Source organism: Autumnicola musiva (assembly GCF_031846585.1).
GTDB lineage: Bacteria > Bacteroidota > Bacteroidia > Flavobacteriales > Flavobacteriaceae > Autumnicola > Autumnicola musiva.
Genome location: NZ_JAVRHK010000005.1, coordinates 88,452 through 102,724, shown reverse-complemented (window position 1 = coordinate 102,724; position 14,273 = coordinate 88,452). Strand labels below are relative to the sequence as shown.

At 37.7% G+C, this 14,273-nt stretch carries 16 protein-coding genes; 6 read left to right on the top strand and 10 right to left on the bottom strand.

What is annotated here, in order from left to right; all coding sequences use genetic code 11:
* Positions 1-16: 16 nt before the first annotated feature.
* The 7 genes from RM539_RS08830 to cobA form a co-directional block, all read right to left on the bottom strand.
* A complete protein-coding gene (locus RM539_RS08830; protein WP_311503029.1) occupies positions 17-1,174 on the bottom strand; it encodes an Lnb N-terminal periplasmic domain-containing protein in 1,158 nt (385 codons plus the stop codon).
* Between the two features lie 121 nt (positions 1,175-1,295).
* Positions 1,296-2,303, bottom strand: a complete 1,008-nt coding sequence (gene moaA / locus RM539_RS08825; RefSeq protein WP_311503028.1) for a GTP 3',8-cyclase MoaA — start codon at positions 2,301-2,303, stop codon at positions 1,296-1,298.
* Positions 2,296-3,210: a bifunctional molybdenum cofactor biosynthesis protein MoaC/MoaB gene (moaCB, locus tag RM539_RS08820; protein WP_311503027.1), complete on the bottom strand. Its 915-nt coding sequence runs from the start codon at positions 3,208-3,210 to the stop codon at positions 2,296-2,298. The genes moaA and moaCB overlap by 8 nt, the downstream gene beginning before the upstream one ends.
* Positions 3,211-3,651: a molybdenum cofactor biosynthesis protein MoaE gene (locus RM539_RS08815; protein ID WP_311503026.1), complete on the bottom strand. Its 441-nt coding sequence runs from the start codon at positions 3,649-3,651 to the stop codon at positions 3,211-3,213.
* Positions 3,623-4,726, bottom strand: coding sequence for a ThiF family adenylyltransferase (locus RM539_RS08810; RefSeq protein ID WP_311503025.1), 1,104 nt, complete (start codon positions 4,724-4,726; stop codon positions 3,623-3,625). The genes RM539_RS08815 and RM539_RS08810 overlap by 29 nt, the downstream gene beginning before the upstream one ends.
* The gene (locus tag RM539_RS08805; protein ID WP_311503024.1) at positions 4,686-4,922 is read right to left on the bottom strand and encodes a MoaD/ThiS family protein; all 237 of its coding nucleotides are present in this window, start codon (positions 4,920-4,922) and stop codon (positions 4,686-4,688) included. The genes RM539_RS08810 and RM539_RS08805 overlap by 41 nt, the downstream gene beginning before the upstream one ends.
* Before the next feature lie 24 nt (positions 4,923-4,946).
* Entirely contained in the window at positions 4,947-5,747 is an 801-nt protein-coding gene (cobA, locus tag RM539_RS08800) for a uroporphyrinogen-III C-methyltransferase (RefSeq protein WP_311503023.1), read from the bottom strand.
* 225 nt (positions 5,748-5,972) lie between these two features.
* Here cobA and RM539_RS08795 point away from each other — a divergent pair, with 225 nt between their 5' ends.
* Complete coding sequence (locus RM539_RS08795) at positions 5,973-7,244, top strand: alginate export family protein (protein WP_311503022.1); 1,272 nt, start codon at positions 5,973-5,975, stop codon at positions 7,242-7,244.
* Positions 7,245-7,407: 163 nt separating this feature from the next.
* Here RM539_RS08795 and RM539_RS08790 read toward each other — a convergent pair whose 3' ends face one another.
* Together RM539_RS08790 and RM539_RS08785 are read right to left on the bottom strand one after the other, a co-directional pair.
* Positions 7,408-8,445, bottom strand: a complete 1,038-nt coding sequence (locus tag RM539_RS08790) for a patatin-like phospholipase family protein (RefSeq protein WP_311503021.1) — start codon at positions 8,443-8,445, stop codon at positions 7,408-7,410.
* Positions 8,446-8,648: 203 nt separating this feature from the next.
* The gene (locus RM539_RS08785) at positions 8,649-9,218 is read right to left on the bottom strand and encodes a hypothetical protein (protein WP_311503020.1); all 570 of its coding nucleotides are present in this window, start codon (positions 9,216-9,218) and stop codon (positions 8,649-8,651) included.
* A 466-nt stretch (positions 9,219-9,684) separates the two neighbouring features.
* Here RM539_RS08785 and RM539_RS08780 point away from each other — a divergent pair, with 466 nt between their 5' ends.
* The 4 genes from RM539_RS08780 to RM539_RS08765 all read left to right on the top strand — a co-directional run bounded on the left by RM539_RS08780 (position 9,685) and on the right by RM539_RS08765 (position 12,793).
* Positions 9,685-10,455 carry a sterol desaturase family protein gene (locus tag RM539_RS08780; RefSeq protein ID WP_311503019.1) on the top strand — a complete coding sequence of 257 codons (771 nt, stop codon included), beginning with the start codon at positions 9,685-9,687 and terminating at the stop codon, positions 10,453-10,455.
* Positions 10,456-10,962: 507 nt separating this feature from the next.
* A complete protein-coding gene (locus tag RM539_RS08775) occupies positions 10,963-11,121 on the top strand; it encodes a hypothetical protein (protein ID WP_311503018.1) in 159 nt (52 codons plus the stop codon).
* 326 nt (positions 11,122-11,447) lie between these two features.
* The gene (locus tag RM539_RS08770; RefSeq protein WP_311503017.1) at positions 11,448-11,807 is read left to right on the top strand and encodes an SPW repeat domain-containing protein; all 360 of its coding nucleotides are present in this window, start codon (positions 11,448-11,450) and stop codon (positions 11,805-11,807) included.
* Positions 11,808-11,920: 113 nt separating this feature from the next.
* A complete protein-coding gene (locus RM539_RS08765; RefSeq protein WP_311503016.1) occupies positions 11,921-12,793 on the top strand; it encodes a manganese catalase family protein in 873 nt (290 codons plus the stop codon).
* Between the two features lie 86 nt (positions 12,794-12,879).
* On the opposite strand, the gene RM539_RS08760 is transcribed toward RM539_RS08765, so the two are convergent.
* Positions 12,880-13,689 carry an SDR family NAD(P)-dependent oxidoreductase gene (locus tag RM539_RS08760; RefSeq protein WP_311503015.1) on the bottom strand — a complete coding sequence of 270 codons (810 nt, stop codon included), beginning with the start codon at positions 13,687-13,689 and terminating at the stop codon, positions 12,880-12,882.
* A 314-nt stretch (positions 13,690-14,003) separates the two neighbouring features.
* Between RM539_RS08760 and RM539_RS08755 the strand changes: the two genes are divergently transcribed.
* A complete protein-coding gene (locus RM539_RS08755) occupies positions 14,004-14,231 on the top strand; it encodes a hypothetical protein (protein WP_311503014.1) in 228 nt (75 codons plus the stop codon).
* The last annotated feature ends 42 nt before the right edge of the window (positions 14,232-14,273 follow it).

Here is a 14,273-nt window from a genome sequence, read left to right as displayed (position 1 = left end):
TGTTTAATTTGAAAGCTTAACTTGAAGGGGATGGGATTAGAAAATTAATAATCATTTTATATGGTAGTTTATGGAGGTTGCTAAAGCCAATTCTATTTAATTGCTTAAAGTTTATTATGCCTAATATAATTAATATCGGTATAACAGCAATATCAAATGATTGCACATTGAAAATCCAGATAAATATTGTACTAATTAACGTTATAAAGAGTGCAGAAGCTAAAATTATATGAGATCTGTTTTTTATCACTAGTGGAATATAAATTAGATAAAGGGGGTTGCACCAAATAACATTCAAATTATTTTTTACCTCTGGATGCTCCGAAAAAAGCCACATTAAGGATAATACCAATCCAATACCACCTGTTAATAAACAGATTATCAATTCAACAGGCTTGGGAGACCACAATAGAAATATTAATAATAAAAGGGAGAAAATGAGTAGTGGGGAAAACCAATTTACAAGATCGTTCTTTTTATTATTTTCGATGGAATTTAACACCTGTTCCGATTTAACTAGTGGCTTTCCATTTATATAAGAATTGGCAATTTCCTCTTTTAGATAAAAAGGCAGGAACATGCGTTGATAATTATCTGACTTTTTATCTAATGATTTTCCTAGCATTAGGTTGGTTCCAAACCTGAGCCACAAATTCCTTTTGAGATGGGAATTAATTAATTCTCTGTTTGATTCTTCTATTTCTTGATTAGAAAAATTTGTGCCTGCTTCACTAAGTAAATCACGAATCTCAGTAGAACAGTTTTTTTCCAAAAAAGAATATAAATAGTACCGGTTTTCTGGTTGGTAGAGATAATTTAGATTTGTTATGATTTTGCTTTTCTCTTCTTTAGTAAGATTTAGCTTTTGTTCTAAAACCAGTCTGTTCTCATTTGTGTATAGCTGGATAAAATTCGCTGTATTTTGAATTCCCAGATAATAAGATAATTTTCCTTTTACAAATTTTAAGGTGAAATTGGGAGTATCAAAATCAAACATCCCAAAATTATAAACGTAGTCTATGGACCTTTCTTTGTTAGTAATTCTAATTGCTGAATGTCCAAAAACGGAGTACACTTTATCACCAGGTGAACAGGTAAGAATACTAATTTCAGGAAGACACTGGGAATAGCCTAACTGACTGAGTGAAAATATGAAGACTAGAATTATTTTCAATGCTCTTAATTGTCTATAAAAAGTACAGACAATATATGCATATTCTTCTCAGTATCTTCAGTTTGTTTTCAGAGAAATTTATGTGCAATGTCGCCAATAGTTTTTTCCTGATTCTTGCACTTTACCCCCCAATCGTAATCATACTCCTGTTTTTGCTATGTCTATCAGGATCATTTAGTTTTTCGAAGTCATCCATACCCGCCCGAACGGCTTTCTTTTTAAACAAGGAATTGGAGATTAATTCCTCCAGGTTTTGTCCTTCCCGAAGTGCGCCTAACAAATCTGTTTCGTGGTTTGAAAAAAGACAATTTTTAATCTTGCCGTTTGCGGTAAGTCTTATACGATTACAGCCGTCACAAAAAGGATTACTAACCGAACTTATAATGCCAAACCGGCCTTCAAAACCTTCAATCTTATAATTTCTGGAAGTAAAATTTTGTTCGTCCTCCAATTTTTGCAGGTATTTTTTTCCGAAGAAATTTTCCACCTGCTCCAGGATTTCCTTTTCGGTTACCAGTTTTTTTCTGTTCCAGCGATTACCGTCAAAAGGCATAAATTCGATGAATCGTACAGTGATCGGCAGGTTCTTGGTGAACATCACAAAATCCACAATTTCATCTTTGTTGAAATCCTGCATCAAAACCGCGTTGATTTTTACATTAAAACCTTCTTTTATGAGCAGCTGAATATTATCATAGGCTTTTTTGAACTGGTCCCGGCGGGTAATCATCTTAAACTTTTCCGGTAAAAGAGTATCCAGGCTTACGTTTATATCATTAAGGTCGTATTTTTTAAAATCTTCAATAAACCTATCGGTAAGTACCGCGTTGGTGGTAATGGAAAGCCTTACCGGTAGGGTAGCCAAATTTTTAAGAATTTCAGAAAAATCTTTTCTTACCAGAGGTTCTCCGCCGGTAAGCCGAATTTTATCTACTCCCTGGGCCACAAAAGTTTTGGCGATTTCAAAAATTTCCTCCGCCGTCATTAGCTGACTTCTCGGCGTAAGCGGAACTCCATCGGCAGGCATGCAATAGGAACATCTTAAATTGCATTTTTCAATAAGTGAAATGCGCAGGTAATTATGTTCCCGCCCAAATGAATCCTGTAATATCTTCGTCGTCTTAGTCATTATCATCGTGTTTTGCTCCCCTTAAAATTTTAAAAACATGCAGTAAATGGGGAAATACAGCATCCATAGATTCGCTGGCTCCGTTTGTTGATCCAGGAAGCGCCAGCACCAGCGTATTGCCTATAGTTCCGGCTACACTGCGGGAGAGCATGGCGTAAGGCATTCTTTCCTGCCCATAACTTCTAATTGCCTCTTCAATTCCCGGAATTCTCCTTTCCAGAATAGGTTCCAGGGCTTCCGGGGTTACATCCCGAAAGGATAATCCTGTTCCTCCCGTAAAGATTACAAGGTTACAACTTTCAGCATATTCCAAAGCTTTGTTCCTTATAATTTCCACTTCATCCGGAATTATTTCATAGGAATGTATAGCTACTTCGCTTTTCTTCAGCTTTTCAATAATTGCCTTTCCCGCACGGTCTTCTTTTTTTCCTTCAGAAATAGAATCGGAACAAACAATAACACTGGCTTTTAAATTTTTACTTTGATTGCCAAAACTGCTTTTTCCGCCTTTTTTCTCCACCAGCCGGATATTCTGAATTTCAATTTTCTTGTCAATCGGTTTCAGCATATCATACATGGTGAGAGCCACAACCGAGGCGCCGTGCATGGCTTCCACTTCAACTCCCGTTTTATAAACCGTTTTCACCGTAAAAATAATCCTGATTTTTAAATCTTCAATTTCATAGTTGACCGAAGTAAATTCCACAGGCAAAGGATGACAATCGGGAATGGTATTGTGAGTGTTTTTCACAGCAAAAAGGCCGGCGGTTTTTGCCATTTCCAGCACATCGCCCTTAGGTACGGTCTTATTTTTAATGGCATCGATGGTTTCCTGTTTGCTTACCTGTACAAAAGCTTCGGCAACTGCAGTGCGCAGGGTCTTTATTTTATGAGTAATATCTACCATTTAATGCGTGTTAACCTTCCATTGGTGCTCTTCATTTTCGAAGATTTCCTTACCAAATATCGGCACTTCTTCCTTCACCAGATTCACAAGTTCTTCTGTGGCAGCATAAACCTGTTTTCGCCTTTTTGAAGAGACAAACACGAAAAAGCAAATTTCCCCCGCGGTAATATTGCCCAGGCTGTGGTAAATATGCATGCAGGTAAGATCATACTTTTTGAAAGCTTTTTCCCTTATTTCTTCCAGTTTTTTCTCTGCCATTTCCCGGTAAGTGGTATATTCTATGGCAGTAACTTTTTTGCCTTCCACTTCATCTGCGCGAACCTGGCCCAGGAAAATATTATGTGCGCCAATATTGGTTTTAGTTTGATGTTTGGCGATAGATTCCGCGATAAATGCTGCGGAAATGGCTCCATCAATAAATACGTTCTTCTTTTTCTTCATTCTCTAATTTTTTGCCGAAGGATTTTACTCCTCCTTTTATGCTTTTCAGGTTGTTGAAGCCATTATTTTTCAGGATTTCCAGTGCCTTTAAACTCCTAATCCCGCTCTGGCAGAAAAGCCTTATCTCGTCATTTTTATTAAGCCGATGCGTATTTTCTTCTAATATTGAAAGCGGAATCTTCACCAAATCTGGTAATTCCAGCCGTGGTTCTTCATGAGCTTCCCTTACATCCAAAAGGATATTTTTTCCTGAAATCGCTTCCTCAAAAGTAGTTTCCAGGGGAGTTGCAGAAAAATGCTTTTGCTGAAAAAATTCCGCATCAATCTTTATATTTCCATTCTTTTTAAACTGAAAACTGTGCTGACTGTTATTCAGCGTATCGTAAATAAGAAGTTTTCCTGAAAGTACTTCGCCCGCACTTAAAATCATTTTCATTACTTCATTCGCCTGAAGCATTCCAATAAAGCCAACTGCTGTTCCCAGAACTCCCGCTTCTTCACAATTCTGCACATTTTGGTTTTCATTATCAAAAAGGCAACGATAGGTAGGGCCGCCTTTATAGTTAAAAACGGAAACCTGCCCCTGGAATTTATATACCGAAGCATAAACAAAAGCTTTCCCGGCCAGCACACAGGCATCGTTAATAAGATATCTTACCGCCACGGCATCTGTTGCATCTACAACCAGGTCATAATTTTTTATAATGTTCAGGGCATTTTCAGGATTCAGGAATTCTTCATAAACCTGAATGTTTACTTCTGAATTTGATTTGCCTATTCTTGTGGCGGCTTCTTTTACTTTATAATTTCCTACAGCTTTTTCGGAATAAAGCACCTGCCTGGGAAGGTTGCTCTCTTCAACTTTGTCCCCGTCAATAATCCCGATTGTTCCAATTCCGCCGGAAGCAAGATAGGGGAGTACAGCACAACCAAGGCCGCCTGCGCCCACTACCAGTACTTTGGCATCTTTTAATTTTTGCTGTCCTGTAAGTCCTATTTCTTTCAGGTTTGTTTGTCTGGAATATCTTTCCATATTAACCTCCTGCAAATGGCGGTAAAATCGCCAGTTCATCATCGGACTTTAATTGAACCCCTTCAGTAGAATTGATAATTTCCTGATTTAAGGCAAGCTTTACCGGGATTTCCCTGAGATCATATTTAAGGTGAAGCTCTTTCAGCACATCATCCAGGCTGGAGCTTTTAAGGTCGAGGTTTTCTGAAGATTTGTTGGTCGCTTCAGCAACAGCGCCAAAATATTTTATTGAAATCATTCTTTTTCTTTTTCAGTTTTTAATTTACGCAGAAATCGCGGCAATATCCAAGTTCTGATAAATAAATTCATCTTCAAAGAGCGCAGGCAATTTTTCCGTTACTGTGTTAACAACTTCACCAATAACAATAATTGCCGGCGAAGACAAGCCTTCCTGCTTCACTTTTTCTGTGATATTGGAGATATTTCCTATAAGGCTGCGCTGATTTTCCCTTGTGCCATTCTGGACCACGGCCACTGCAGTATGCTCTTTTCCATTTCTGCGGAAAACTTCAGCTATTTCAGCAAGTTTTCCCATTCCCATTAAAATAACAACTGTAGCTTTGGATTTTGCGGCAAGCACTACATCTTCAGATAACTGATGATTTGAGGTAGTTCCTGTGATAACCCAAAAACTTTCAGCAATTTTTCGATGAGTAACCGGAATGCCTAAACTGGCAGGAACCGAAAGGGCAGAGGATATACCAGGAATTACTTCCGAAGAAATGCCGGCTTCAGCTAAATGATTCATTTCTTCCCTGCCACGGCCAAAAACAAAGGGATCACCGCCTTTTAGCCTTACCACGTTTCCATAACGATGGGCATAGGCAACTAAAAGATCATTTATTTGTTCCTGCATATAGGAATGGCAGCCTTTGCGCTTTCCTACAAATAATTTTACCGCATGTGGCGCATGTTCAAGGATTTCCTCATTCACCAGCGCATCATAAAGAACGGCTTTGGCATTTTGAAGGGCTTTTACCGCTTTTAAAGTAAGTAGTTCGGGATCGCCGGGGCCTGCTCCAATAAGTATTACTTTCGGATTTATTTTTTCTGAACTTTTCATAGTGCTGTTTTAATTGGTTTAAGTAAAGCTTCCTGATCCTTATTGATTTCGCTAATCATCAAGACTGGGAACATTTTTATCGCCATCCTCTTCCATGTGGTACAGATATTTTCCTGCTTTATCAAAGATAAAATAATAATACGTAATCAAGCAATAAAACTAAGTAATTATACTTAATTGATGATTTTATTTCTATTTTTGAAGTTGTAAAACAATTCTATAAAGATGAAAAACAACTACTACCTCCTCCTTCTCCTTTTCTGCAGTAGCGTCTATTCCCAAACATTCTCCATAGATGCTGATTTACGTCCCCGTTTTGAGTACCGGCATGGCTATGGCAGTTTGTTTCCTGAGGATGCCGACCCGGCAGCTTTTGTCACCCAGCGTTCAAGGCTTAATTTTGCTTATGCCGCGGAAAACTTAAAGGTTCTTGTTAGTGTGCAGGATGTTAGTACGTGGGGAGATACCCGGCAGATCCTGGATTATGATGGCAACGATTCTTTTTCTTTGTTCCAGGCCTGGGCAGAGCTGCAATTGGGCAAAAACTGGTATACAAAATTGGGCCGGCAGGTAATTTCTTATGATGATCAGCGGATTTTTGGTGGGCTGGATTGGGCAATGCAGGGGCGTTTTCACGATGCGGCACTACTTAAGTATCGTGGCAAAAACCTTCAGCTGGATTTCGGGTTTGCGTATAATCAGGAAGATCAATGGCAGCTGGGAACTCTTTATACGGTTACAGGTTTTTTCAGCTATAAAACCATGCAGTATGTACACTTCAGAAAAAACTGGCAAAATTCGACTTTAAGTTTATTGTTCCTGAATAACGGATTTCAACAATTTTTGGATGATGATAATGTATTGGCAGATGGGGTTTACAACCGGCAGACGGCAGGAACATATTTTGAGTTTCCGCTAAGCGATCTGAAATTTTCAGGATCAGCTTATTATCAATTTGGCAAGGCCATGCCTTCTCAGGATTTAAGTGCTTATCAAGTTGCTTTGGATGCTTCTTATAAACCGGGAAAGATACTTTATAGTCTGGGGCTGGAAATATTAAGTGGGACAGACCAAAACAGTACAGGAGAAAATAATTCTTTTTTTCCGCTGTACGGTACCAATCATAAATTTAACGGGTTTATGGATTATTTCTACGTGGGGAATCACGCGAATGATGTAGGCTTAAATGACTACCACGGGAAAATTGTCTTTAAAACAGGTAGTAAATCATCTTTACTTCTGAAAGGACATTACTTTAGTTCAAATGCTGGCCTGCTTAACAATGCCGACAAGTATTTGGGAACTGAAGTCGATGCGGTTTACGGGCAGGATATACTAAAAGATGTGCAAATGAATATTGGTTATTCCCATATGTTTGCTTCTGAAGGTATGAGTTTGATCAAGGCGGGCAGGACTCACGATAATGTAAATAACTGGGCCTGGATACAGCTGATCATCAATCCGAAAATTCTTCAGTATAAGTTTTCAAAAGATTAATTACTGAAGATAAATTTGAAAATAAAGCTATTACCTTCAACATCATCAATGTAAAATGAGCTTCAAATTTGCCATTTTTATGTCTGAAAATTAAGAATTTTCCGCTTTTGATTTCCGAAGAAGAAATTATCCAAATTTAAGGTATACCAATATTTTATTATTCTTAGTGATTGCTGATTAATTTTTGCACAATTTCATCCAGCTGCTCCTTGTGTTTTTCAACCGCTGCTAAGCCGTCTTCATGTAATACCTTCAGGTTTCCTGGTTTGGCGTTGTCCATGGCACTATCTGCATGTATTAATTGTGGCTGAATCCGGTAATAATCTTCGCAATCTTCAACAGCAAGGGTATCATATATCTTCTTTAACTGGTAATCTACGGTTTCGGAATTCCCGGTCATCATAATATCAATTAGCGGATTGATCCATTTTAAAACCCCGGCATCTTTATAATCTTCATAAGGATAAGGTTGCTTTACCGATCCCGTTCCAACAGAAACAATAAGCATATCTTTTGCGGATGGTTTATTTGGTTTTTCAGGATTATCCAATACTTTAGAAAATTGAATGTTCCGGGCTTCGGCATATGCACAAAGGGTGGGGTTATTGGCAAATACGCCCCCATCCACAAGAGCATGCGGAGTACCATAAAGGGATTTTATCCTAACCGGTTCAAAAAAAGTTGGAGCTGCTGAAGTTGCCCTTGCCACATCCTTTAGCTGGTAATTGTATATATCGCTCTCGGCATCCAGACTGGTAAAAAAATGTGCCTTTCTGTTTCTTATATCGTAGCTGGAAATAAGGCAGGGCTTCAGCACATCATTTAAAGTTTTTTTACCAAAATATTCTTCCAGGGCTTCTTCCAGATTATTTGCTTCATATTTTTCATCACAGATACCGCCCATGCTTTCAATTTTTTGTCTCAGGTCTATATCAAAGATTTCACCTCCTAACTTGAGATAAAGATCCAGGGCATCTTTAGCGCTGAATTTATACTTTTTATCTTCGCCGGGACAAAGGTAGATAAGGGATAAAATTCCGCCGGTACTTGTTCCGGAGAGAAAATCAAAATATTCCCCTATATGAGCCGTGGCATTACCTGTTTTATGCCGAATTTGTTCCTCGAGATAAGTAACTATGGTGCCGGGAAGAATACCTCTAATCCCGCCCCCGTCAATGGAGAGTATACGGATTTTTTTCATTGGTTGTGGATTTTTCAGGATGTTACTAAACTTAGGTTGGTGTATCTTCTTACCCACCTAAATATACTAAACACACACAACTTTTTTACAAGTAAAACCGACCGACATTTTTCTACTGAAATTATCCTGAAATTTGGCACTTAAGGCCCTGGCATCTTTTGAGAAAAAATAAAAGCAAAAAGCTTCAGGAAAAAATCGGAAAATTAGTCATTTGCAGAAAACAGTTTGTCCTTTTCCATAGCTTCTATCAGGCGGGTATTAAATTTTCTAATACTACTTTTTACTTTTCTCGGGTTTTTTAATTCCAGTGAACATTCCCAGATGAGTTTTTTGCCCGTACTGTTCAGAACAAAGACTTCAGTATCAGAATGGTAAATCTTATTTCTGTCGCTGGCTTCTTCAGAGGGAGCAGGAGCTTCATTTACTCCTGAATCTTCTTTGAATTCATCTTTTTTATTCCATAGATTGCCCAGGAACTGGAAAAAATCAGGTTTGGTTTCCACATCCTCTATTTTGCTGATGAGAACTGTATTATAGCCTTCTTCGAGAAGTTTTTCTCTCTGCTCTGCCAGTTTTTCTTCAGCTTTCCTGGAGTTAGGGAAAGAATAATTAAGAGAGTCAGACGCCGGTATGGCATGTATTCCTCTTTTAAGGAGTGCTCCTTTTAGCTGGTTTTCGAAATAATTTGCGGCTGAAGGATTACTAGTAACGCCTATAATTACAACATCTTCTATAATCCTTTCACCGGGATCTCCCGGTTTTTGTGTGTTCACTATTTTAGCCGAATTACAGCCAGCGAGAAAGAAGGGTAGGAGTAGGAGAAAAAGCCTTTTCATGTATTCTTTCTGCTAAAGATAACCATATACTCATGCTAAAGCAACTGTTTAAGAGGAGTTTATTATAATGTATAATACTTCGGGTATTCCGCGGAAAAAAAAGCAGATTTCCTTTATAAGAAAAATCCGGCTTTATCCAATATTAAACTTTAGGGAGAGATTAATGTACAGATGAGGTATCTACTTTTCCTGCTTTAATGGCATTTTTGATTTTAAAACCAGAAAATACAGGTAAGGAAATGTTCGCCTGCCCTAAGAGCAGTTGGTTGATTTCCGGAGTATCCGCTTCAGTAGTTTCTCCTTCTAAAGGCTATTACTTTTTCTTTATGAAGAAGTGAAATTATTGCTAAAGGATTGAGTAGTTAGTCTGAAGTTTGTAATTTGAGGCTGAAAAAAGATTGCTATGCTTTTAGACGTTAATAAACCGGAGCTTTTTTTGGTTAGTGTCCTTATATTTTTTGCCGCTGTACTGCTTAGGTATTTATTTGCGGCAGGTTTGTTTTATTATTATTACCACGTAAAGCATTTTGCTAAATATGAGCGCCTTAGTAAAAGGAAGCTAAGAAAGGGCCAGTTAAAAAAAGAAATTTACTGGAGTGTGTGGTCATCAGCTATTTTTGCATTCACCGGGGCATTGCTTTACTGGCTTTGGCAAAACGGCCATACCGCTGTATACATGGATATTTTCACTTATGGAATCTGGTATCTCCCGGTAAGCCTGGGGATTATTCTTTTTTTGCATGAGACTTATTATTATTGGGTACATAGGTGGATGCATCATCCAAAAATTTTTCGTGTGGTGCACAAGGTACATCATGACAGTTTTACTCCAACACCCTGGACTGCTTTTTCCTTTCATCCCTGGGAATCTGTTTTGGAAGCGATTGTTCTTCCATTAATTCTTCTGATTGTTCCTGTACATATTTATGTGTTGGGCTTTTACCTTTTGGTGATGACGCTTAGCAGTGTGATCAATCACCTGGATATTGAGATTTATCCGAAGCGGTTTCAGCAAAGTATAATTGGGCAACAGTTTATTGGTGCCACACATCACCATTATCATCACAGCGAATTTAAAACTAACTACGGCCTTTACTTTACCTTCTGGGATAGGTGGATGAATACGGAAAGTTCCAATATGGAAAAGGCAGTTAATAGTAGTACTTCCAAATAGCCAATGCTTCTGCATTAAAACCGCAAAATTGCCATTTTCGCACCTAATTTAAACATTTGCTAAGCTCTTTTAGACGGCTGCAGTTACTTACATTTTTGATTACTTGAATAGATAATCTATGGTGGATTCTTTATCTGAAAGATTTAAATGTAGTAAAATGAAATCTGTGGAGAGCACAATAGGAATTTTGACAAAAGGTTATCCTCATTTTCTGAAAAATTTAAAAAGGAAAATACAAATATTCTTAAGATCCATCTTCTGTTTAGAAAAACCCAGTATTGAAAGGGGAAGAGGCAGCGAAAGTATTCTATAATCAGGAAAAATTCAGTAGAAAAGGAGCCACTCCTGTTAGGTTCCAGAAGACGCTCTTTGGTCGTGGGGGAGTGCAGAGATTAGACGGTAAGGAACATGTAGAAAGAAAAAGCTTTTCTTGCAGGCCATAACAAGGGATTCTCTTGAAGCAGTAGAGAAAAAGTTTGCAGTGCTGTGGAGACAAAAAATTTCCGCATGGCGAAAACAGGAGAATGGACAATATACATAACTAAAGCAGCAATTAATTTGATGGTAAATAAGATGGATTACGCTGTGCCCGAGCAGGATCTAAAAATAAGTATGTCCAGGATTCCTGCTATTCCCAGGAGTAGGTTCAGGATTAAACTGCATTAGAAATCTTTTCTTTCCAAATTAGCTAAATAAAAGTTGAATATCATTAAAAAACATCATAGTTTTTACATATGTAATTAAAGATTAATATAACTTTTGATTATGAGTTGCTTAACATAAAGAGCGGCTATTGTTCCTTAATTTCACTTTATCATAATTTTAAAGCTATGCCAAAGTTTTAATATTTAAAAGCAGAAGTTCCTGATTAACTCTGGAACTTCAAAGGTGTAGAAGTAGGAAAGTAATTGATCCCCATCCAGGTTTATTTTGCGCCGTTTCTTTCGCGTCTTCTACATTTAAAACTAATACTAACCAAAAAACTTAAAAAAATGATCAGCACAAAACTTCACGGTTATCTGGATTACCTTATGGGTATATTTTTAATAGTATCACCCTGGATTTTCAACTTTCCGCAAGGAATGGCTACAACTTTGCCAATTGTACTGGGAGCTGGAACAATTCTGTACAGTCTACTTACAGCTTATGAGTTAGGTGCTTTCGGCCTTATTCCGGTACCGGTACATCTAATAATTGATGTATTGGCAGGGGTTCTTTTAATTGCTTCACCATGGATATTTGGATTTTCAGATCAGGTCTACCTTCCTTTTGTAGTTCTTGGAGCTATAGAAGTACTTACGGGACTTATGACCTCAAAAAAGCCTCTTACACCTGATCTGCAGAGAGGATAGGAAAAATATTAATAAGCCTTTAAAAACTTTTATTCTTAATAGATAAAGGCTTTCCGGCCATGGGGCCATTACCACTTAAAATTTTATTTATTAACCATTTAAATTAATCAATTATGTTTTATCACGATGGAAAATTACAGTACGATGTAAAAGTCGATAAACCTAATCCGCAATTCGCTAAAATGCTTCAGCAGGCAATAGGAGGAATAGAAGGAGAAATGAAGGTATGCATGCAATATATGTTTCAGGCCTGGGGAGCACGTGGACCTGAGAAATACCGTGATATGCTTCTGGAAACCGGAACCGAGGAAATGGCTCATATAGAATTATTAGCCACTGCGGTTGCACTTAACCTTGAAGGAGCTCCTAATGATGTAAAGGATGATATTGCAGGCAAAGATCCTTTTATGGAACAAATTATGGGAGGAGCAATGCCAAGGCACCTTCTTTCCAGTGGTATGTCTGCAATGGCGGTTGATAGTAACGGAGTACCATTTAACGGCTCCTGGGTTGTTGGAACAGGAAATCTTGCCGCAGATATGTATGCCAATGTGATGGCAGAATCTGCCGGTAGAGTACTTGCTACCCGATTATGGAATTCTACTGAAGATAAAGGAATGAAGGATATGTTATCTTTCCTTATAGCCAGGGATACCATGCACCAAAATCAATGGCTTGCAGTATTGGAAGAACTTGGAGGAACTGAAGGAGTACATCCTATTCCAAACAGTTTCCCTCAGGAGAAAGAAAATCAGAATTTCAACTACAATTTCCTTTCCACTCATATAAAAGGAGATTCCAAAGCACACGGCAGGTGGAGTGAAGGAAGATCTGTAGATGGGAAAGGAGAGTTTACTTTTGAAAAAGCGACACCTCAGGGACGCAAACCAGATTTAGGTGGAGCTCATCCTTCAGGATTTGCTCAGAAAGAACAAATGAAGGAAAACGACTCCTTTATTAAATCGGCCTTTGACAAAATGAAATAGTAAATCTTGAATTAAAATTTTCAAAATTAAGCCCGGTTTTTATACCGGGCTTTCCTGTTTTTAAATTTAGATAATTGAGAAAGATACTATTCCTCATGTTTTTCATAAAACTGTTTTTGCATCCTGGACTGGAGGCTTTTTGGAATTGCACGCCTTATAAAAGTTGTCACCTTATTGGAAGCGCCGGGAATATAAATCCTCTCACCATCCATTAAAGCCTTGTAACCTCCTTTGGCCACTTCTTCAGGAGTTTGCATTAATTTGTCTTTATGTGCTACAACCTCTGTATTTTCCATATCTCCCCTTGAAAAGAAATTAGTATCTGTGGGGCCGGGGCAAAGGCAGGTAATACTAACTTTGCTGCCCATATCTTTAAGTTCTGTCGCCAGGGCTTCAGAAAAAGAAACCACATAAGCCTTTGTAGCATGATAAACTGCCATCAGTGGTCCCGGCTGAAACCCTGCAATAGAACCCAGCTGCATAATTTTCCCTTCATCCCTTTTTACCATTTCCTTTAAATAAAGTTTAGTTAACTGGGTGAGGGCAAGAATGTTGAGGTGAATAATCTCCTGATCTTTTTCAAAAGGAATGTCTGCAAAGTTTCCCCGTTGCCCCACTCCGGCATCATTAACCAGTACATTTACAGTACGGTTTATTTTCTGAGTTTCGTCAAACACTTCCTGTCCGGCACCATCATGAGCCAGATCTTTTATAATGGTAAAAACTTCAACTCCATGTTGGTTTTGAATTTCAGAAGTTACATTTTCAAGTTCTTCTTTGTTTCTTGCCACTGCAATAATATCATATCCATTTTTTCCGAACTCATGCGCAAGTGCTTTTCCTATACCACTGGTAGCCCCGGTAATGAGTACAGTTTTCTTAGTTTCATCTGCCATCTTTATTATTTTTTACGGTTAATAAACAGTACCAATAATTTATAACTTTTTCTTCTATTCGATTTAAAGAATCATAAAAGAATAATGAATTCCGTTTTATAGTGAAATTTTATTAATGTTGCTTTCTGAAAATCAGATATTTGTATCAATTGTTAAATTAATTTTAGAAGGAACTTGTTATATTGCTCTGGCAAATTCAGAATATGAACTGTAATGAACTTTTTCTGAAAGTCATGTAATTATCAAAAATATTTTACAAAAATTTTTTGTTTTAAAAAATAGTTTACATTCGTAGGATTTTAATAATGATAAAAATGAAAAAAACAATTTTTAGTGCTTTAGCGCTTATTCTTATGCTTTCTATGGTTTCATGTCGTGAAACTGCTACAGAAAATGAAGAAATTCCTACAGAGGATACTATGGAGCAGGAAGAAGGATTCCAGGAAGAAACTTCTGAAGAATTTATAGAAGAAGATTCTGTAGACACTATTCAGAATGGATCCGGAGAAGTTCAGGAAGAAGTAGAAGATACTGAAATTTAATATTTACGGCATTTATAATTAATAGGTCCTGCCAAAAGCAGG

Excerpts from the sequence above, each read along its gene's own strand:
- moaA (WP_311503028.1), bottom strand. The coding sequence starts at position 2,303 with ATGACTAAGACGACGAAGATATTACAGGATTCATTTGGGCGGGAACAT.
- moaCB (WP_311503027.1), bottom strand. The coding sequence starts at position 3,210 with ATGGTAGATATTACTCATAAAATAAAGACCCTGCGCACTGCAGTTGCC.
- RM539_RS08815 (WP_311503026.1), bottom strand. The coding sequence starts at position 3,651 with ATGAAGAAAAAGAAGAACGTATTTATTGATGGAGCCATTTCCGCAGCA.
- RM539_RS08810 (WP_311503025.1), bottom strand. The coding sequence starts at position 4,726 with ATGATGAACTGGCGATTTTACCGCCATTTGCAGGAGGTTAATATGGAA.
- RM539_RS08805 (WP_311503024.1), bottom strand. The coding sequence starts at position 4,922 with ATGATTTCAATAAAATATTTTGGCGCTGTTGCTGAAGCGACCAACAAA.
- cobA (WP_311503023.1), bottom strand. The coding sequence starts at position 5,747 with ATGAAAAGTTCAGAAAAAATAAATCCGAAAGTAATACTTATTGGAGCA.
- RM539_RS08795 (WP_311503022.1), top strand. The coding sequence starts at position 5,973 with ATGAAAAACAACTACTACCTCCTCCTTCTCCTTTTCTGCAGTAGCGTC.
- RM539_RS08790 (WP_311503021.1), bottom strand. The coding sequence starts at position 8,445 with ATGAAAAAAATCCGTATACTCTCCATTGACGGGGGCGGGATTAGAGGT.
- RM539_RS08780 (WP_311503019.1), top strand. The coding sequence starts at position 9,685 with ATGCTTTTAGACGTTAATAAACCGGAGCTTTTTTTGGTTAGTGTCCTT.
- RM539_RS08775 (WP_311503018.1), top strand. The coding sequence starts at position 10,963 with ATGGCGAAAACAGGAGAATGGACAATATACATAACTAAAGCAGCAATT.
- RM539_RS08770 (WP_311503017.1), top strand. The coding sequence starts at position 11,448 with ATGATCAGCACAAAACTTCACGGTTATCTGGATTACCTTATGGGTATA.
- RM539_RS08765 (WP_311503016.1), top strand. The coding sequence starts at position 11,921 with ATGTTTTATCACGATGGAAAATTACAGTACGATGTAAAAGTCGATAAA.
- RM539_RS08760 (WP_311503015.1), bottom strand. The coding sequence starts at position 13,689 with ATGGCAGATGAAACTAAGAAAACTGTACTCATTACCGGGGCTACCAGT.
- RM539_RS08755 (WP_311503014.1), top strand. The coding sequence starts at position 14,004 with ATGAAAAAAACAATTTTTAGTGCTTTAGCGCTTATTCTTATGCTTTCT.